16 protein-coding genes are annotated in these 18940 nt (G+C 40.9%); 12 read left to right on the top strand and 4 right to left on the bottom strand.

The genetic code is table 11. From position 1 onward, the window contains the following. Positions 1–251: 251 nt before the first annotated feature. Entirely contained in the window at positions 252–2159 is a 1908-nt protein-coding gene (locus PAUR_RS03135) for a flavin monoamine oxidase family protein (RefSeq protein WP_192506363.1), read from the top strand. Between the two features lie 248 nt (positions 2160–2407). Further along, the gene (locus PAUR_RS03140) at positions 2408–2968 is read left to right on the top strand and encodes a phosphoribosyltransferase (RefSeq protein ID WP_192506364.1); all 561 of its coding nucleotides are present in this window, start codon (positions 2408–2410) and stop codon (positions 2966–2968) included. Between the two features lie 44 nt (positions 2969–3012). Here the strand turns inward: PAUR_RS03140 and PAUR_RS03145 are convergent, their stop codons facing one another. Continuing rightward, complete coding sequence (locus PAUR_RS03145; protein WP_192506365.1) at positions 3013–3669, bottom strand: Crp/Fnr family transcriptional regulator; 657 nt, start codon at positions 3667–3669, stop codon at positions 3013–3015. Between the two features lie 247 nt (positions 3670–3916). Here PAUR_RS03145 and PAUR_RS03150 point away from each other — a divergent pair, with 247 nt between their 5' ends. Beyond that, the gene (locus PAUR_RS03150) at positions 3917–4132 is read left to right on the top strand and encodes a YgjV family protein (protein ID WP_192506366.1); all 216 of its coding nucleotides are present in this window, start codon (positions 3917–3919) and stop codon (positions 4130–4132) included. A 290-nt stretch (positions 4133–4422) separates the two neighbouring features. On the opposite strand, the gene PAUR_RS03155 is transcribed toward PAUR_RS03150, so the two are convergent. Further along, on the bottom strand, positions 4423–6069 hold the full coding sequence (locus tag PAUR_RS03155) for an amidohydrolase (protein WP_192506367.1): 1647 nt from the start codon (positions 6067–6069) through the stop codon (positions 4423–4425). A 206-nt stretch (positions 6070–6275) separates the two neighbouring features. Between PAUR_RS03155 and PAUR_RS03160 the strand changes: the two genes are divergently transcribed. After that, positions 6276–6776 (top strand): DUF1543 domain-containing protein, encoded by a 501-nt coding sequence (locus PAUR_RS03160; protein WP_192506368.1) that lies wholly within the window; start codon positions 6276–6278, stop codon positions 6774–6776. Between the two features lies 1 nt (position 6777). Here the strand turns inward: PAUR_RS03160 and PAUR_RS03165 are convergent, their stop codons facing one another. Continuing rightward, positions 6778–6957, bottom strand: coding sequence for a hypothetical protein (locus PAUR_RS03165; RefSeq protein WP_404821667.1), 180 nt, complete (start codon positions 6955–6957; stop codon positions 6778–6780). A 367-nt stretch (positions 6958–7324) separates the two neighbouring features. Here PAUR_RS03165 and proB point away from each other — a divergent pair, with 367 nt between their 5' ends. The 7 genes from proB to PAUR_RS03200 all read left to right on the top strand — a co-directional run bounded on the left by proB (position 7325) and on the right by PAUR_RS03200 (position 14685). Continuing rightward, the gene (gene proB, locus PAUR_RS03170) at positions 7325–8434 is read left to right on the top strand and encodes a glutamate 5-kinase (protein ID WP_192506370.1); all 1110 of its coding nucleotides are present in this window, start codon (positions 7325–7327) and stop codon (positions 8432–8434) included. A 63-nt stretch (positions 8435–8497) separates the two neighbouring features. After that, a complete protein-coding gene (locus tag PAUR_RS03175; protein WP_192506371.1) occupies positions 8498–9475 on the top strand; it encodes a GGDEF domain-containing protein in 978 nt (325 codons plus the stop codon). Positions 9476–9517: 42 nt separating this feature from the next. Next, positions 9518–9883: a glutathione S-transferase N-terminal domain-containing protein gene (locus PAUR_RS03180; RefSeq protein ID WP_192506372.1), complete on the top strand. Its 366-nt coding sequence runs from the start codon at positions 9518–9520 to the stop codon at positions 9881–9883. 97 nt (positions 9884–9980) lie between these two features. Then, positions 9981–11465 (top strand): glutamate--tRNA ligase, encoded by a 1485-nt coding sequence (gene gltX, locus PAUR_RS03185; RefSeq protein ID WP_192506373.1) that lies wholly within the window; start codon positions 9981–9983, stop codon positions 11463–11465. Between the two features lie 142 nt (positions 11466–11607). Beyond that, positions 11608–12300 (top strand): DUF3581 family protein, encoded by a 693-nt coding sequence (locus tag PAUR_RS03190; protein ID WP_192506374.1) that lies wholly within the window; start codon positions 11608–11610, stop codon positions 12298–12300. 85 nt (positions 12301–12385) lie between these two features. After that, positions 12386–13618, top strand: a complete 1233-nt coding sequence (locus PAUR_RS03195; protein ID WP_192506375.1) for a DEAD/DEAH box helicase — start codon at positions 12386–12388, stop codon at positions 13616–13618. 101 nt (positions 13619–13719) lie between these two features. After that, positions 13720–14685, top strand: coding sequence for a sensor domain-containing diguanylate cyclase (locus PAUR_RS03200; RefSeq protein ID WP_192506376.1), 966 nt, complete (start codon positions 13720–13722; stop codon positions 14683–14685). A gap of 28 nt (positions 14686–14713) precedes the next feature. On the opposite strand, the gene PAUR_RS03205 is transcribed toward PAUR_RS03200, so the two are convergent. Next, a complete protein-coding gene (locus tag PAUR_RS03205) occupies positions 14714–15670 on the bottom strand; it encodes a methylenetetrahydrofolate reductase (RefSeq protein ID WP_192506377.1) in 957 nt (318 codons plus the stop codon). A gap of 258 nt (positions 15671–15928) precedes the next feature. Between PAUR_RS03205 and PAUR_RS03210 the strand changes: the two genes are divergently transcribed. After that, a complete protein-coding gene (locus tag PAUR_RS03210; protein ID WP_192506378.1) occupies positions 15929–18799 on the top strand; it encodes a M16 family metallopeptidase in 2871 nt (956 codons plus the stop codon). Positions 18800–18940 lie beyond the last annotated feature (141 nt).

Here is an 18940-nt window from a genome sequence, read left to right on the forward strand (position 1 = left end):
TAAATAACCTAAACTTTGGACAATGGATACGCAAAAATAATTGCTTGTGAGTTCAGCGCGGCAATATCCAGAAGAAACCGCACTGAAACATTTTACTCAGGGCAAGTAGACTGTAATTCTCTGTAATACGCATTGTCGACATTGTGAACTATCTTGTAAGACGATTTGATTCGTTTTTATAGCTAGGATGCACAATGTTACAACCGCAGCATTGGTGCATCTCGCCACATTGTTTTTAAAGGAGCAAACCAATGGCAGAACATCAATCTAGAGCACAATTTCATCAAAACAACCCCCAAGCTAAAGCGCATGCTGCGTTAGATGACGCGACTAACCTGCAATTAAAATTAACGCCTGGCCCTGTAAAACTCTCGGCACATAAGTATCAAGGCAAAACTGCTGTGATAATAGGCGCTGGGGTATCGGGGCTAACGACGGCATATGAGTTATTAGCGCAAAAAACAGGGATGGATGTGGTGGTGCTCGAAGCACAAAATCGCACTGGTGGACGCTGTTTAAGTTTACGTACTGGCGATACGTTGACAGAAGATGTAAATAGCGACTTGTTTAATTCCACCCCAGGTCAAACACAAATGGTCCATTTTGAACAACCAAAAGGCGACAGTCGCCCGTATTTAAATGCAGGTCCAGGCCGTATTCCATCAGGCCATAAACGTTTACTTTCGTATTTGAAAGAGTTTGGCGTCGATGTTGAAGTGTATGTAATGAATAGTGAATCAAATTTAGTACAGATGAAAGATAGTTTTGCAGGTTTGCCATTGGTATATAGGCGCTTAGATCATAATACACGCGGCTGGTTGGCCCAGATGGTTTATGAAAATGCTCATAGTTTAATTAAAGCGACAGAATGTGGTGTTGCCGCCGAAAAGGTGGATGAACGTGCTGGGCAGTTACAAGATCTGATGATTTCGTTTGGGGAGTTGGTGCCATCTGGTGAATATAAAGGCAAGTATCAAGTAACGGCAGGAGAGAATGGCATGGAAAATGGGCGTTCTCGAGCCGGTTATACAGTATTGCCGGGCGTCGAGGCCGGTCGAACCGCAGAGCCGTTAAGTTTTGACTCGCTGCTTGAATCAAATTTTTGGGCAGAAACTAAATTTTATCAACCAGCTGACTTTTTATGGCAAAACACGCTATTTCAGCCTGTTGGAGGTATGGATCAAGTGCAACATGCTTTTGCACGAGAAGTGAGCCGTTTAGGGGGCAATATTCAGTTAAATAGTCCTGTAAAATGTATTCAATGGGATGAGAGCCGGCAACAGTTTGATATATCAGTAAGTAAAATGGGCACTGAAGCGGTTGAGCACATTTATGCTGATTATTGTTTTAGCAACATGGCCATGCCATTTTTGAGCAAGATATTGGATGACGACTTACAAAGTTTAGATACTGAGACTGGATTAGATAAAAGCTTCAAACAGGCATTGCATGCGGTTTATCAATCACAATTCAATGTGCCAACCCAAGGGTACGCCGCGAAGTTTTTGGCCTGCACAACCAAAGTAGGGTGGCAAGCTGATAGGTCGCTATGGCAAGGATCGAGTGTTGAAGTTCGTCACGATAATATCAGTAATGAAGATATATTGACGGTACCCGACTCTGAAGTCGGTGTAGTCCCTATTTTTGGCGGGATTTCATGGACAAACGATGAAATAACACAAATTTGGTATCCATCAACGGCCTATCATGATCAAAAAGGGGTATTGACTGGTGCCTACAACTTTTCAAAGGTGGCATTTGATTGGGGTTGTTTGTCGGTTCAAGAGCGCTTGGACAAAGCAAAGGCTGGTGCGACGCTATTCGGAGATGCCTTTGGGCATGGCTTGGAGCACGGTGTAGCCATTGCGTGGCAAAATATGCCATATATCAAAGGGGGCTGGGCACAATGGCATGTGGTGGGTGACCAGGCTGTTACGCATTTCAATGCATTGACGCAAGGGAGTGGAATTAATTCAGCTGCAGGTAAAAGTGCACCAAACTTCTTCGTTATTGGTGATCAGCTGTCATCACTGCCTGGTTGGCAAGAGGGGGCAATTGCGGCTGCATTGAATGCTGTGAGTCGTATGGAACGCCCCGATTTGGCTATTCCTCATCTATCATATTTGCCAGATACACGTTTAATGGTAGAAGGCATCTAACGAATACCTTTTGACTAATCAAGACTTCGGTGTTCAATGAAGTCTTGATATTTCCCCCATTATTTTTCTATATTCTTGATGTAGTTCAACCGATTATCAGAAGCTAAAGCATTTTTTATTTATCTGCGCTAAAATTACCGGTTATAACTTATGCCAGTTTTCTCAGCGAAGTGATCATTTAACTTCAATGTTGTAAAACTAGCTTATCTAAATTGGCGATTAATTCGCATAGTTCCACGGGGTTTGGTATGTCAGATAAGTGCTATATTACCGCACAACAATTGTTAGAAGATTCTTTTCGTGTTGCAGCACAAGTGTATGAAGATGGGTTTCGCCCAGATTTCATCATTGGTATTTGGCGTGGCGGCGCTCCAATTGGTATTGCTGTGCAAGAGTATTATGATTATAAAGGCATTGAAACAGATCATATCGCTGTGCGTACATCGTCATATTATGGAATAGGTAAGCAGTCAAAAGAAATCAAAGTGCACGGCTTACACTATATAATAGAAAATGCGGATGCCGGAGATTCATTGCTGATTGTTGACGATGTATTTGACTCAGGTCGCAGTATATTTGCGTTAAAAGAGAAACTCAGCGAGCTGATGCGCTTAAACTTACCAAGAGATATCCGAGTTGCGTGCCCGTACTATAAGCCGAAAAATACCAAAGTGCCCATGAAGCCAGACTATTACATTCATGAGTCAGATGAATGGCTGGTGTTCCCGCATGAATTATCTGGATTAACCCCAGATGAGATTATTGCGGGCAAATCTGATTTAGCTAAAATTCAGGACCTTTTTAAATAAAGTATGATAAAGGTGTACAAAACATACCGTTTTGTACACTGAGCTTAAATTTGGGAGAAGCTATCAACAAACTCTTCAAGTAAAGTGATATCCACAGGCTTTAAGCCATCACTGGTACGTACTATTAATCCTTTTTCAACCAGTTCAGACACCACGCGTCGATAAGCTCGCTCCGTTGTCGCAAAACGTTCGGCTTCAGCATTGACCGTTGGGTAAGCTCGCAGCATGGTTGGATGGTTGTTTTCGGCACGCAATAAACAATCATTAGCAATGTTATAGCTGAGTGGGAGCAGCAATTTATCTAGGTTGATTTTTTGGTTTTCGGTGAATTTTGCGGCAATAGACTGTGCTGTGTATAAGCTCAACTGGGGTTGATCTAACAATAGCTGGCGCCAATGCTTTAACTCAATCAGGTTGTACTTCACCTCGCTAAGGCAAGTGACTGTATAAATACAAGGGTGTTGATTGAGTGCTTCAATTTCACCAATGAGGGTGTTATTACAATCTAATTGTCCGAGTAGGAGACGACGACCGTTACCCACATCATAGCTGAATGATACAGTACCACTGCGTACTAAGATTAACTTGCTTAGTGGCTCATCTTGATGAATTAATACGTCTTTTTTACTATGTAAAAATCCGTTACCCGCGAACTTTAATAATTGTTCTACAAGATCGGTGGAAAAATGATATTGAAACATCTAGATGGCTCTTCGGACAATTGTCCTATTTATTGGTGATAAATAACGATAGCATGAAGTCCTTGATTTCTCGCTAACTCACACCAGCGGTTTGCTAAAATGCAAATGCCCCCGTTCCCGTGTTAGAGCTTACTTAGTCCTAATTCTATAAGGGGTTTGTGAGTTAGTTTTTTTATTCTAGGCTTAATCACACCAGCAATAATTTTGTACAGCTGACTATGCTAACTCAACTAATGGGAGAGAACAAATGACTTGGGAATATTTAGGCTATATTGCCTCAGTTTTTTTGGTAATTTCACTGATGATGAGCAATGTCGTTAAATTACGGTGGTTTAATTTAACAGGGTGTATATGTTTTGCTATCTATGGAGTCATGATAGAAGCTTGGCCTGTGGCGTTTACTAACGCACTATTAGCGCTTGTAAACAGTTACCATTTAATAAAACTGCACCGTACTGACTAGGGATTGTTGATCTTTGCTGTTCTATTTTTGTTCGCTTTGAGCGTGCTTTTATCGAGGCGCTTAATGTGTGGCTTAGTGATCTAAGCGAATATTAAGCAACAAAGAGAAAAGGGCGCTCAAAAGAACCAGTAGGCAGCGCTTGATTGACTTTTCTACTATGTTATCGGCTGACTCACATGGAGTAACCATGCTACGCAGCCTCTGCCTTATATAAAATCCAATCAAACTGCTGCAAAAATGAACCTGACAGATCAACAGCCCCTAGTACCGTGCAGTTAATAATATAACAATTAACCTTGGTATTTTAACTTTCCTGCGATCCAAGTTTGTTCAACTTGAATATCATCTATTTCATGCTGGTCAATATTCATAAAGTCTTTATCAATTAAAATGAAGTCTGCCCATTTTCCTTGTTCTAAACTCCCGGTTTTATATTCTCTAAATTCACTATAAGCCGCATCAAGTGTAAAAGCGCGCAAGGCCTGTGCTCTGGTTACTGCCTCATTGACTCGCCAGCCACCTTTAGGTTTTTGCGCCCGAGACATTCTTGTTATAGCCGCATATAAGCCATGGAAGGGGTTGGCTAACTCAACGGGGAAGTCTGATCCAAATGCTACTTTACTGCCCTGTTTGATAAATGTTTGCCACGCATAAGCCCCTTGCAGCTGTGCATCGCTTAAACGCAATTGCGCCATATTCATATCTGATGTGGCATGAACAGGTTGCATAGATGGAATAATGGCCAACGATTTAAAGCGTGGTATATCTTGCGGGTGAACAACTTGGGCGTGCTCAATGCGGTTTCTAAGCAGCTTTCCCCCAACTGATTTGAAGGTGTTTTCATACGCATCTAGTACAATACGGTTTGCTCTATCACCAATTGCATGGGTGTGAGCACTGAACCCATGTTTGAAGCTCTGTGTAAGTAAAGCTTCTAATTTTGGTTGAGTTTCGAGCATTAAACCTTGATAGTTTTTACGATCATGGTAATCCTTGATAAGTGCTGCACCTCGACTACCCAAAGCGCCATCCGCATATATTTTAACACTACGAATAGACAAAAAGTCTTGCGTGTCTTTTATAACGCCGTGTTTTAACATGTTTTCTAACTTGTCATCATTTGCGCCAAGCATTGCATAAATACGCAGAGGCAGTTTTTTTTGTTTCGCATAGTTTTGGTATAACAACCATGTATTGTAGTCGATACCGGCGTCATGAGTTGAAGTGATCCCTAAGCTGAGCAAATGTTTACCAGCCACTTCTAAGGCGCGTTTTCTTTGCGTAGGCAAAGTCGTGGGAATGTGCTGATTAACCAAGTTCTCTGCCTTATCGATAAATATCCCAGTTGGTAACCCGTCGGCACCTCTGATTATCTCGCCACCTTTTGGTGCTTGGGTATGAGCTTCTATTTTAGCCAGTTTCATCGCTTGTGAATTGGCCCAAATTGCATGCCCGTCAACTCGGGTTAACACCACAGGTCTGTTTGATATATATTTATCTAACTGCGCAGCGGTAGGAAACTTGCCACTAGGCCATAAAGTTTGATCCCAGCCGCGACCAATAAGCCAACCTTCTGGGTTTTTATTGGCATAGCTTACGAGCTTTTCTCCGACTTCTTTAATCGAGCGACTTCCCCTAATATCTAATCGAAGTAAGTTGTTACCAAGCCCTATAACATGACCATGGGCATCGATTAATCCAGGCAGGAGGGTTTTGCCTTGGCCATCAATTCGGGTCGCTTGAGGGAATTGTTTTAACGTAAGATCATTGCCTGTTTTAACGACTTTCCCATCTTTAAATACCAGTACGCTAAATTGTGCGAGGGCACCCGCATTGGTTGGCGTATAGCCTTGTATGTTGTGAATAAGGGTTGTTTGCGCAAATGCAAAGGATGAAGCGCCAAGTATGCTTATGCTGAGAAATAAACTTTTTATCATTCACTTGCCTATGAGTGATTTATTATTTTATCCACCTTAACGTAATTTTTCTTATGGCTCAATTGATTGCATAGTTATGTCGGTTAAGAAAAATAGGCGGTTTGGATAACTCGATCTAGGGGGAAATTAATATAGAATCGGTTATTCAGTTTATAAGATAGTTAAGAGTAAGGTTAAATGGCATCGCATTTGTTTGGAGAGGCAGTATGAAATTGTTTATGGTTTATTTAGGGGGGCGAGTTACCGGGTGCCATATTGAAATGCATGATGTACGGTTTGTTATCGGTGAAAACATTGAACAATGTTACCCGAAATTGAAAGCGCAATGGGTTGGGGATAAAAATGCGGTGCATATTGATAGCTATACTGAAATTACGCACATCAATGGCTATGAAGTGAATTTGGTAACCGAGCATATCTCGCAGTCTGAAAAGCTGTACTTTGTTAATATGGGTGGGTATCACCCCACGGATCTTGCTGAGCAGCATGATTTTGCTTTGTTTATTGCGAGGAGTGTTCAAGAGGCAAAAAATCAAGCTTATGCACAATTATTAGTGGGAGCAAGTCACCTCCATAAAGATAACTTACATGATGTGGACGATTGTTTTGCAATAGATTTATTAGATGAAAAATATTTCATTAAATTAACACCCAGTGGTAAAAGTAAGCCGCTGACACCAGATTGGTTTGGGTATCATATTTTGTAATTTACGGGTCTTTTTGCTCAGCTTTAATTGCCATTTTGATTGCAATAATAACAATAGCAAATAGGATGAAAGGGAGTGCAGCTAAGCTATATTCAGCGATAGAACTGTCCTGATAGCTTGGTTGCAGAATAAAATGACCGCCAATGCAAAGTAAAATAGCAACGAACAATAATGGGAGCATAATTAGCTCCTTACGTTTTGAGTGTTTCTTCATTAAAAAACCTCCGAGACTTGGGGCGTACTATGACGTACCTTTTTGTTACAAGGCTTGATATGGATCATTTGATAAATCATTTTCACCGACTCGCAAGCATAAAATATTTTAGTATAAAATATAACTAAATAAATCACTGTTCTAGAAACAAATATACCATTTTAGCGAGGTTAGCGCGACTATATTAGTGATTGTATACAATCAGCGTGTAATCGTGCGAAAAATGGTGGTTTTATGCAATTATTAACAACTGCTCAAAAGTAACATGAGCAAAATTTACTTGTACAGTTTTTCCTCTTTGTTATAAATGATGGCTTGTTGAGCAGGAGGAAGCATGAAAAGTGAGATAGTTGTAATTAAATTGGGCACAAGCGTACTGACGGCAGGTGAGAAAACCTTAAATAAGCCGCGTATGGTCGAACTTGTGCGGCAGTGTGTACAACTTAAACGCCAAGGCTATCAAGTGGTCCTTGTATCGAGCGGAGCGGTAGCGGCGGGTCGTGCTCAGTTACCAAAACCTTGTGGCAGCTCATTAAAAGAGAAACAAATGTTAGCTGCCATCGGGCAAGGCCAGCTCATTTACACTTGGCAAACGCTCTTTTCTTTATACAACATACCTGTTGCACAAATGTTACTTACTCGGGCGGACGTAGAGCATAGAGCGCGCTATTTAACGGCTCGAGATACCTTAAATGAATTATTACATCATAATGTCGTGCCAATCATTAATGAAAATGATGCGGTTTCTACGCGGGAAATAACGGTGGGAGATAACGACAATTTGTCGGCGATGGTAGCGATACTGGCCAATGCAAATAAATTAATGTTACTAACTGATCAAGTGGGGCTGTTTACTGCAGACCCGAGGAATGATCCAGATGCAAAGTTAATTGCAGAAGTGCGCAAAGTGGACGATAAGTTGCGCGCTTTGGCTGGAGGCGGGGGGAGCAATCAAGGCACTGGTGGTATGGCGACGAAACTTCAAGCTGCGGATATTGCACAAAGAGCTGGGATTGAAACGGTGATAGCGAAAGGTAGCGAAGTCGATATTATTACTAAAGTAATGAAGAATGATGCACCAAGCACGACTTTTGTGCGTTTCGATGCGCCGGTCGAAGGCAGAAAAAAATGGCTCTTATCTGCACCAAAGTCAAGCGGCGCATTGATTATTGACCTAGGTGCATGCGAGGCTTTAATTGACAGTGGAGCGAGTTTGTTAGCTAAAGGGATCATTTCGACACAAGGTGAGTTTAAGCGAGGTGATTTGGTGATGGTTAAGAATCAGCATGGTCACGTCATTGCAAAAGGACTGTGCAGTTTTTCAGACAGCGAATTGAGTATCATTAAGGGGTGTCACAGCTCAGAAATAGAGGATGAGCTGGGCTGTAAATCATCACATGTAGTGCTTCATAGGGACGATATGGTGCTACTTGAATGTATATAGTCACTGCATAAAATGTGTAGGGTAGACTAAGCTATAATCTCAAGGGTATTTGAGAGGCTTAAAATGACGATAGCGACTCAGTGTGGCCATGAGTTAACCGCTCGCTTATTGGATCAAAAAAGCGAATGTGCACTTGATGCGTGTTTTGACAAAATTCTTGAGCATCTTACTCAAGGTAATCACGCTTACGCATTGCTTTTTTGTAAGCAATTTACACCACAACAAATACCAAATACAGTTTTTACTTATTTAGAAGAAACGCTTACTGAGGCAGATATTGAATCTCAGGTAAAGCGGTTAGAGAAGCTAAAACCCAGTGTAGAAGTACATTATTACCATAGGAAAGGTATTTTTCCGGCTAAATTCGAAAATAATATACTGGGCTTTTTGGTTATTGAACTGATAGAAGATGAATTAATCTCTCCCCTCGAGTCTTTAATAGCGCACTTACTTAATGTATTTGTAAAACAATTGTCTACGCTGCATTATGCGTGTATTGACCCTCTATCTCAGTTATTGAATAGGCAGACTTTTGAAGAAAAGGTTTTAAGTGTTGTCGCTCGTGATAACCATGCTGCAATGCGTCAAGGTTATGCTGAACGTCGCTGGTACTTAGCGATGCTTGATATTGATAACTTTAAAGGCGTGAATGATACATTTGGTCATGTTATTGGCGATGAAGTTATTTTGCTGGTGGCGCAATTATTAAAAAGTAGTTTTAGAGCTGAAGATTATGTATTTCGTTATGGTGGGGAAGAATTCGCTGTCTTGTTTCCGAGCCAATGTCCTACCACTGCATTTAACGGACTAGAGCGGATTCGGATGTTGATTGAAGCAGCTCGTTTCCCACAAGTGGGTTCGATTACGGTCAGTGGCGGTTTTGTTGCTTTGGTTAATATTGGACAAACATCAGAGGCAGTCCACCAAGCTGATCAGGCGTTGTATTATTCTAAACAACATGGTCGTAATAAAATGACTTTTTTTGATGATTTAAACATAGCGCCCTTAGAACCAATCCATAGCGATATTGAATTGTTTTAGCTTGTGATATGATTGCCCTATAATTTAGACATGGGAATAAACATGAAATTTGTACGTTGGTTACTCGGGCGCATAATCTTACTACTTGATTTTATTTTTACACCTAGCAGTAAAAAGCGCCCATCAGAACAGCAATTGGCACTGGATACACAAACGGCACAGTTTAAACTGTATGAGTTTAAAGCGTGCCCGTTTTGCGTAAAAGTGCGTCGAGCGATTAAGCGAGAAGGGCTAAAAATAGAAACTCGTGATGCCAAAGGTAATGCACAATATCGCCAAGAACTAGCAGAGCAAGGCGGCAAAGTAAAAGTGCCTTGTCTACGTATTGAACAAGATAACAAAGTAACTTGGTTATATGAATCAAGTGATATTGTCAGCTATCTACAAAAGCTCGATAACGCTGCATAATTTGCCGTTCAATGAACAATGAGAAAATTTGAGAATATGGGTTGATATGCTAGCATATCAACCCATATTTTATCGTCTGATATTTAAGAGAATCCACATGACTATCCGTACTCGTGTAGCCCCGTCACCGACAGGTGATCCGCATTTAGGCACCGCTTATATTGCACTGTTTAATTACTGTTTTGCTAAACAGCAAGGTGGTGAGTTTGTATTACGTATTGAAGACACAGACCAGGTGCGAAGCACTTCAGAGTCAGAACTCGCAATTATGGATAGCTTACGTTGGTTGGGCCTTGAGTGGGATCATGGTCCTGATGTTGGTGGTGAGTTTGGCCCTTACCGCCAATCAGAACGTAGTGACATATATAAAAAATATGCACACCAGCTAGTTGAAGCGGGGAAAGCTTTCTATTGTTTTGCAACAGCTGAAGAGCTAGACCAAATGCGAGAAGAGCAAATGGCTGAGGGCTTACGTCCAAAATATGATGGACGTGGTTTACTCTTAAGCGAAGAGCAAATTAAAGCAAACCTAGAAGCCGGTATACCTTACGTTATTCGTATGAAGATCCCAACAGAAGGCACGTTTAAGTTTAATGACTACTTGCGCGATGAAATAGAGATCCCGTGGGAAAATGTCGACATGCAAGTGCTATTAAAAGCGGATGGTTTCCCAACTTATTTCTTGGCGAACGTGGTCGATGACCATCATATGCAGATCAGTCATATTTTCCGTGGTGAAGAATGGATTAACTCCGCTCCTAAATTGCTAAAGCTTTATGAAGACTTTGGTTGGGAAGCGCCGGTATTAGGCCACCTACCACTACTACGTAACCCAGATAAATCGAAGCTTTCCAAACGAAAGAACCCAACCTCTATCAATTATTATAAAGAGATGGGCTTTTTACCTGAGGCTGTACTGAACTATCTTGGTCGAATGGGGTGGTCTATGCCTGATGAGCGTGAAAAGTTCACGCTAGCAGAAATGATAGAGCACTTTGATATGAAGCGAGTCTCATTGGGCGGTCCAGTATTTGATGTCGATAAGCTAAGCTGGCTAAATGGTCTTTGGATCCGTGAAAATTTGACTGACGAACAACTTATCCAGCGCTTTGTTGATTGGAAGTTTAATAGTCAAACACTCGCGCGTATTTTGCCTGAAGCAAAAGCACGTATTAATACGCTATCAGACCTGGTTGATTTAGCGGGTCACTTTGTTGGCGGTATTCCTGAGTATGACCCTGCATTATTGACCGCAGGTAAAGCAGAGGAAGAGACTGTACGTCAAGCTCTACAATTTTTTATCTGGGAACTCGAAGGGCTACGTAACTGGGAAAAAAGTGAAATCTTTGCCATTGCTAAATCAGTATCAACTTTCCATGAACTCAAAATTAAAGAGTTTTTAGAACCAATTTTTGTTGCTGTGACGGGGAAAGCGTCGTCTACGTCGGTGTTAGATGCAATGGAAATCTTAGGTTCCGATCTATCCCGCGCACGTTTGCGTGTGGCGCTTGCACATATTGGTGTCTCGAAAAAGCAAGCTAAAAAGCTAGAAAAAGCTTATAGGGATTACCCAAACTCATAATCTAATTCTTTGAATTACATCTATAAAAAGCCACATTTACCGTTTGTGGCTTTTTTTATACTTAAATTTCAACAGATTCGACCTCTTTTTGTAAATATTCTGATAACATAGCGCGGTTTTATAGCTGATAAAGAAAGAATATATGTTAAGTCGTTTTTACCAAGAACAAGGCGAGCACGTGGTGATCACCCGTGAGCAAGGTAGTCAATTTGCAAAACAAATCGCAGATGATTTTAATCCACTTCATGATGTTGATGCTAAAAAGTTTTGCGTACCTGGTGATTTACTCTTTGCGTTAGTATTGCAGCGTTATGGTATCAGCGACAATATGCACTTTTCATTCTTAGGTATGGTTGATGAAACATCTCAATTGAATTTTCCGCAAGGAAATGAAGAATTTGATATCACCTCAAATGACAAAGTCATGATGTCAGTTAAACGTGATGGGGATGCTAATCTTTGTCCGAGTCTTATTGAGAGTTTAACGAAAAAGTATGTCGAGTTTTCTGGAACAGCCTTTCCGCATGTAATTATCCCGCTCATGGCACAGCAAAATGTCATGATCAATCCTGCTCGACCTATGGTGATTTACGAATCAATGGCGATTCATTTGGATGATACAAATTTAGAAGCTGTTGAACTGGAGTCTGATACGCCTGAGTTTAGCTATGAAGGCAAGCGCGGTAAGATTATTTTGCGCTTCAAGCTACTTAATGGTGGAAAGCTAGTAGGCCGAGGTGAAAAGCATATGTTGGTATCTGGGATTAGGCCATACTGTCAAGAGACTGTTGATGACTTAATTGCCTATTACAACAATAGAAAAGCAACATTGTAACTAAGCGAAAGCAATGTTAGATGCGCGCATCTATGGCGCGCATTTGTTATACTTCGGCCACTTTATTTGTCTGTGAGTAGCCTCCATGTCATTTCAATCTCTGCAATTAGCCCCTGAACTTAATCAGGCGTTAAACACGCTTAATTTTTCCACTCCGACGCCGATACAACAACAAAGTATTCCTGAGATTTTAGCTGGACGAGATCTTTTGGCGACGGCTCAGACAGGCACGGGGAAAACGGCCGCTTTTATATTGCCAATTTTACATCAGTTATTGCAAGTACCTGAGCATAGTGGACAAGTTCGTGCTTTGGTACTTGCACCTACCCGAGAGTTAGCACAGCAAGTTGCGAATAATACTCAAGCGTATGCCCAGCATACGGGCATAAAAGTTGCGTGTATTTATGGGGGAGCGAATATCAGCCCTCAAGAAAAAGCGCTAAGGGCAGGAGTTGATATTGTGGTGGCCACACCAGGGCGTCTTCTTGATCACTTATTAAAAGGGACATTGAAATTAGCATGTGTTTCTCACTTAGTATTTGATGAAGCTGATCGCATGCTCGATATGGGGTTTATTGGTGAAATAAAACGTATCATGCGTCATTTATCAGGAGATAGGCAAACTTTACTTTTCTCAGCGACGTTAGATGATCAAGTACAGAAGCTGGCGGCTCAATGGCTGACAAAGCCGCAACGAGTTGGAGTTGACCCTGATAATAGCGCAGCGGAAAAAGTAGAACAGCTGTTTTATGCTGTGGATGATGATCGCAAGCGAGAATTGATGTCGCATTTGATAGGGAAAAATAACTGGCAACAAGTGCTTATTTTTACCAGAACGAAAAATATGGCTGATGAATATGCGAAAGAACTCAATAAAGATGGGCTTGCAACATTGGCAATTCATGGTGATAAATCGCAAGGCGCGCGAGACAAAGCACTCGCGCAGTTTAAATCTGGAAAAACACGTGTGTTGGTTGCAACGGATGTTGCGGCTCGTGGTATTGATATCATTGATTTAAATTATGTTATTAATGCGCAATTACCATTTGTAGCCGAAGATTATATTCATCGTATAGGGCGCACGGGCCGTGCGGGGAAAGCAGGCACCGCTTTGTCTTTAGTGAGTATTGATGAACAATGGCTATTAGAAGAGTTGGAAGTACTGCTTGGTGAGCGTTTAACACCGCAATGGTTGCAAGGCTATGAACCTGATTTAACAAAAGAGCCTAAAGATAATCGAAAGAATTCAGCCAAATCACGAAAGCAAAGAGATAAAAAGCATATTTTAGGAAAGAGCGCGCACCGCCGTCGCCGATAATTATTGAGATAATGTTATTTTTGGTGCGACAGTATATGGGTTTTATTATTATACTTAATTGGTGCTAGAGTAAATCATATAGACAGTTAAGAGGTTGTCGAATGAGCACAGATCCTGAGCTATTACAGCAAACAAAATCTCAAGAAACATTGGCAAAGTGGCAAAAAACCATTGATTTAATGGCCAGAGTTTTTAATGTACCGGCTGGTTTTATTGTACAGGCACAGGAAGCGGGCTTTTCGGTGCTGGTTGCAAATAAAAACAGCGAAAACCCTTATTCTGTTGGTGGGTTAATCCCCCTTGAAACCAATATTTTTTGTAAAAAAGTGGTGGCGGAAAATGCGGCACTGTACGAGCGTAATGCGAGTATTAATCCAGAGTGGGACTCTAACCCTGAAGTGAGCGAGGATGGTTTTGAGTCATACTTAGGGGTTCCTATTCATTGGCCTGACGGTAGCGCCTTCGGTACGCTGTGTGTGATGGACTTTAAAATCACATCATATGATATCAGTATGGTTGAGTTAATTGAGCATCTGCGAGATATGCTCGAAGATGATCTTATATTGATGCACCGCTTTAGTAAAATGCGCACGATTGCGATGCTAGATCCACTGACCAATATTTATAATCGTCGTGCAGTTGTTACTTTGGCTGAACATAAACGTGATATTGCGCTAAAAATGGCGTTGTATTTTTATTGTATTTTCATTGACTTAGATGATTTTAAAGCGGTAAATGATCAATATGGACATATCATAGGCGATAAAGTACTGAGTAGTATTGCACAAGCGATAACAAGCGTCAGTCGAGATGATGATCTTGCTGGTAGGCTAGGTGGCGATGAGTTTTTGATGTTTGTGCAAGGACCAAATGGTGAATGGATTTCTGAATTAATGAAGCGGCTAGAAGAACAGTTTGAATTATTATTGACGCGTAATGCATTGCCCAAAGTAACGTTTAGTTATGGTAGTGCCGTAACCGATGAAAAGTTCATTGATTTAGAACAATTAATTGCCCAAGCTGACAAGTCGATGTATCAAGCAAAAACGGCACGGCGTAAGGTCTAATAACGACTCTATATTTAAATTTTTATGATTATGCAATTTGCTTTTCAGCTAAGTTTAATTCCATGGTCGCTTTGAGTAATCGGTATAAGTTTATAGATGCATCGATTTCTTCTTTACGGTTAGTTAAACTTTCAATATTTAACCCTAGCGGAATATCTAAGTGTGCACAGCTTTGCAAGATTAAATCTAGATTTTCTCGGCAAATACGTATGGATTCACTCAAAGGACTTGCTGAGTCTAACATGCGCCATTTTGTCGCCTCTGGCACAGAGATCCCTAACCACTCCATAAACTCTAGCGTTTTTTGTCCACCACAGGGAGTGAATGTTAAAATAATACGTTGTGGTGTGATCCCTTGCTGCTTGCATGTACGGACATAGCTGGTGATTAAGTCGATTGTGGCTTGAGCATTATATACGGCTTGAGATATGAAAAATTTACACCCTTGAGCCGTTTTCTCGATTAATCGCTGTTGCTCATTTTTTTTATTTGCATGGCGTTCAGCGATGGTTACACCACCTAAGAAGAATGACTCTTGATGCTCTGAAAGTGCTTTATAAGCATCTGGTAAGCTTAACTTGATGTTGCCAGTAGAGGATGGACTGCCAACAAGTACGAGGTTATTGAGATCAAATTTATCTTTGCTGTTGGTTAACCAGTTTTTAAATTCGGATGCATCACGCTGTGCAACACTTTTATATGTGATCACATCAAGATGAGAAAGTGTTTTAATTAATTGACTATATTCACATGGATCTACGGTATTTTTAAATGGGAATGGTCTAGGCGCTTGAGTACGGCTGCTTTCATCTTGAATATCGTAGATGACAACGCCATCATATTCGATTTCGTGTAATCGACCGAGTAATTTACTGGCGATGGTTTCCAATTGCGCTCTATCAGTCCCAATTTTTGGCGGGGTTGTACCTATAAGGTACACACCTTGTTTAGGGTCTTGTATTTTCTCTTGCAGTGATAAAGCCATAATCCTCATTCCAGCCTAGGTCATTTTGATAGTGTAAATATAGCAGCCATTTAGACGTCTAGATAGATTTATTTGTTGAAACTTATTCAATAAACATGAATTATTTTCATGAACTAAGCCATGCTGCTGTAATTTATCGACATATTTTTTTACATTTATCTGTCGAGTTCCGGTAAAAGTCGGGAGAATTTACGGCATAATTGCTCTGTTGAGTTAGCTAATAGCGCTAATTATAAAAATTGAGAGCAAGGAACACATATGAAATTTAAATTATTGGCAACGAGTTTGGCGGTTACATTCGCACTAACTGGGTGTATAAGTAATAACAGTAAACAAAATGTCGTTACAGCAGAGAGTGCAGCGGTAAGTAACAAAGTATTTTCGCAAGAATATGTCATTGAAGAATTAGATAATGGCTTGCGGGTGATGATTGTGAAAACGGATTATCCAGACGTTGTTTCATTGCAGATCCCCGTATCAGTGGGATCTCGTGATGAAGTAGAAGCGGGTAAAACTGGTTTTGCCCATTTCTTTGAGCATATGATGTTTAAAGGATCTGAAAAATATCCGCAAGATGTGTATTCAGATATATTGAAAAATTCGGGTGTAGACAATCGAGCATATACAACCAATGATTATACGAACTATTATCTCAGCTTTTCAAAAGAGCACTTGAATAAAGTACTTGAAATTGAAGCGGATATTTTCCAAAATTTATCTTATACAGAAGAGCAGTTTCGTACTGAAGCATTGACTGTAAAAGGTGAATACTTAAAGAACAATGCAAATCCGGTTCGCAAGTTACTGTCGGCAGTACGTAAAGAAGCCTTTGATACACATACCTATAAACACACGACTATGGGGTTTTTCGAAGACATTGAAGCGATGCCTGATCAAATGGCCTACGGACAGACATTCTTTGAGCGCTTTTATAAACCTGAATATGTGTCAATGATCATTGTGGGCGACGTTGACCCACAAGAAACAATGAATGCAGTGAAGCAACATTGGGGGAACTGGAAAAAAGGTGACTTCAAGGCTGAGGTACCGGTTGAACCAAAGCAAACTGAAGCAAAGTACGTGCATGAGCAGTTCGAAGGTATGCCTGGACACTGGTTATTGGTTTCTTATAAAGGCGCGCCATGGTTACCAGAAAAGAAAGACCGAGCGGCATTGGATTTGATCTCAGAGCTGTATTTTGGTGAGAACTCAGCACTTTATCAAGAGCTTGTGGTTGATAAACAAATCGCCAGTCAAATGTTTCCGTATAACCCTGAAACTAAAGATCCAGGATTATTGCATGTGTTTGTTAAAGTTGAGAAAGAGCAAGACTTAGCCCGAGTGAGAGATGCCGTTAATCGTACGTACGCCGAAGCGCGCACTGAGCTAGTGGACGAAGATAAACTAGCCGCACTAAAATCAAACCGTAAATATAGCTTTATTAATGGCCTAGATTCATCGCAGGCCATTGCTTCAACGCTTGCCAGATATATGCATTTTAAGCGAGACCCTGAAGTGATAAATCAACTTTACTCATCAGCAGATTCGGTCTCCTCGGCAGATATTAGGGCCGTTGCGAATAAGTATTTTGTAGACACTAACCGTACAACGGTGACAATGTCAGATTTAGAGAAAGTATCAGGCTTCGAAGAAGAGAAACCACTTTCAGTGCTTGTTAATCAAGTTAAACAGCCAGTAGAGCAGCACTTCAAGGTGTTGGATAAAACCAATAGCTCTCCGCTTGTTGATGTGAATTTACTGTTTTATACCGGTGCAGCTGCGGATCCTGCCGGTAAAAAAGGTGTTGCAGCACTAACGGCTGCCATGATCGCCAATGGAGGTTCACAAACTAAATCTTACAAAGAAATTCAAGCTGCGTTATATCCAATCGCAGGTAGCTTTGGGTATCAAATTGATAAAGAAATGATTTCATTGCATGGCCGTGTTCATAAAGACAATGCGCAGCAATGGTATGATTTAATTAGCGCACAGTTGTTAGAGCCTGGTTTTCGAGAGGATGATTTTAAACGTCTAAAGAAAGAGCTTATCGATGGGATTAAATCAGGGTTAAAATCATCTAATGATGAAGAGCTTGGTAAAGAAGTGCTTTATCACAAACTGTATCAAGGTCATCCATATGAAAGTTACAACTTCGGTGATTTGTCAGATTTAGAGGCATTAACACTTGCAGATGTGAAAGCGTTCTATCAGAGAGAGTTTACCCAAGCAAAACTCAATGTTGGGGTTACTGGTGAGCTTTCAAATACAGTTAAAGCACAGATGTTACAAGATTTAGCTAAATTACCTAAAGGGGAAGAAGCGCGTTTAATGGTGCCAGATGCGCCAGTATTAAGCGGTCGTCATGCAACAATTGTAGAGAAAAGTGCAAAGTCAACGGCGGTGTCTTTTGGCTTTCCAATAGATACAATTCGTAGCTCTAAAGATTGGACTGCTCTGTGGTTAGTCCGCTCATACTTTGGTGAGCACCGTAGTTCAAACAGTTTCTTGTATAAGCGTATTCGCCAAACCCGTGGCATGAACTATGGGGATTACGCTTATATTGAGTATTTCCCACGCGGCATGTTCCAGACAAAACCTGATGCGAACTTAGGGCGTTCGGAGCAAATATTTCAAATCTGGTTACGTCCATTACGCTCAAATAATGATGCACACTTCGCAACACGCGTTGCACAATTTGAGTTAGATAAACTGATTGCCAATGGTATGAGTGACAAAGATTTTAATGCGACGCGTAACTTTTTGAGTAATTTTGTACCGCAACTTGTTGCGAGCCAAAGTCGCCAATTAGGGTATGCCCTAGACGGGGAGTATTATAATACTGGGAACTTCGTTGAGTATGTGCGCAAGCAATTGGCCACTTTAACGGTAGATGACGTAAATCGGGTGATTAAAGAGACACTACAAACAGAGAATATGCATTACGTATTCATCACTGGGGATGGTAAAGACATGCAACAACGTTTGGCGTCTGAGCAAGTATCTCCTATGAAGTATAATTCAGATAAACCTGATACTTTAATTAATGAAGATAAGCACATTGAGAGTTATCAGTTATCAATTCCAGCAGCAAATATTGATGTGCAAGATGTGAAACGACTCTTTGAGTAAACGACTTTATCATTATTGAAGTAAGTAACAAGGCCGCGAGTATATCGCGGCTTTTCTGATTAATAACTAGGGGCTGTTGATCTTTGCTGTTCTATTTTTGCTCTCTTGGAGCGTGCTTTTATCGCGGCGCTTAATGTGTGG

It is taken from the genome of Pseudoalteromonas aurantia 208 (genome assembly GCF_014858725.1).
Taxonomy (GTDB): domain Bacteria; phylum Pseudomonadota; class Gammaproteobacteria; order Enterobacterales; family Alteromonadaceae; genus Pseudoalteromonas; species Pseudoalteromonas aurantia.

What these genes read in the sequence shown, in the direction of transcription:
- PAUR_RS03135 (WP_192506363.1), top strand. Translation starts at nt 252, where the DNA reads ATGGCAGAACATCAATCTAGAGCACAATTTCATCAAAACAACCCCCAA.
- PAUR_RS03140 (WP_192506364.1), top strand. Translation starts at nt 2,408, where the DNA reads ATGTCAGATAAGTGCTATATTACCGCACAACAATTGTTAGAAGATTCT.
- PAUR_RS03145 (WP_192506365.1), bottom strand. Translation starts at nt 3,669, where the DNA reads ATGTTTCAATATCATTTTTCCACCGATCTTGTAGAACAATTATTAAAG.
- PAUR_RS03150 (WP_192506366.1), top strand. Translation starts at nt 3,917, where the DNA reads ATGACTTGGGAATATTTAGGCTATATTGCCTCAGTTTTTTTGGTAATT.
- PAUR_RS03155 (WP_192506367.1), bottom strand. Translation starts at nt 6,069, where the DNA reads ATGATAAAAAGTTTATTTCTCAGCATAAGCATACTTGGCGCTTCATCC.
- PAUR_RS03160 (WP_192506368.1), top strand. Translation starts at nt 6,276, where the DNA reads ATGAAATTGTTTATGGTTTATTTAGGGGGGCGAGTTACCGGGTGCCAT.
- PAUR_RS03165 (WP_404821667.1), bottom strand. Translation starts at nt 6,957, where the DNA reads ATGCTCCCATTATTGTTCGTTGCTATTTTACTTTGCATTGGCGGTCAT.
- proB (WP_192506370.1), top strand. Translation starts at nt 7,325, where the DNA reads ATGAAAAGTGAGATAGTTGTAATTAAATTGGGCACAAGCGTACTGACG.
- PAUR_RS03175 (WP_192506371.1), top strand. Translation starts at nt 8,498, where the DNA reads ATGACGATAGCGACTCAGTGTGGCCATGAGTTAACCGCTCGCTTATTG.
- PAUR_RS03180 (WP_192506372.1), top strand. Translation starts at nt 9,518, where the DNA reads ATGAAATTTGTACGTTGGTTACTCGGGCGCATAATCTTACTACTTGAT.
- gltX (WP_192506373.1), top strand. Translation starts at nt 9,981, where the DNA reads ATGACTATCCGTACTCGTGTAGCCCCGTCACCGACAGGTGATCCGCAT.
- PAUR_RS03190 (WP_192506374.1), top strand. Translation starts at nt 11,608, where the DNA reads ATGTTAAGTCGTTTTTACCAAGAACAAGGCGAGCACGTGGTGATCACC.
- PAUR_RS03195 (WP_192506375.1), top strand. Translation starts at nt 12,386, where the DNA reads ATGTCATTTCAATCTCTGCAATTAGCCCCTGAACTTAATCAGGCGTTA.
- PAUR_RS03200 (WP_192506376.1), top strand. Translation starts at nt 13,720, where the DNA reads ATGAGCACAGATCCTGAGCTATTACAGCAAACAAAATCTCAAGAAACA.
- PAUR_RS03205 (WP_192506377.1), bottom strand. Translation starts at nt 15,670, where the DNA reads ATGGCTTTATCACTGCAAGAGAAAATACAAGACCCTAAACAAGGTGTG.
- PAUR_RS03210 (WP_192506378.1), top strand. Translation starts at nt 15,929, where the DNA reads ATGAAATTTAAATTATTGGCAACGAGTTTGGCGGTTACATTCGCACTA.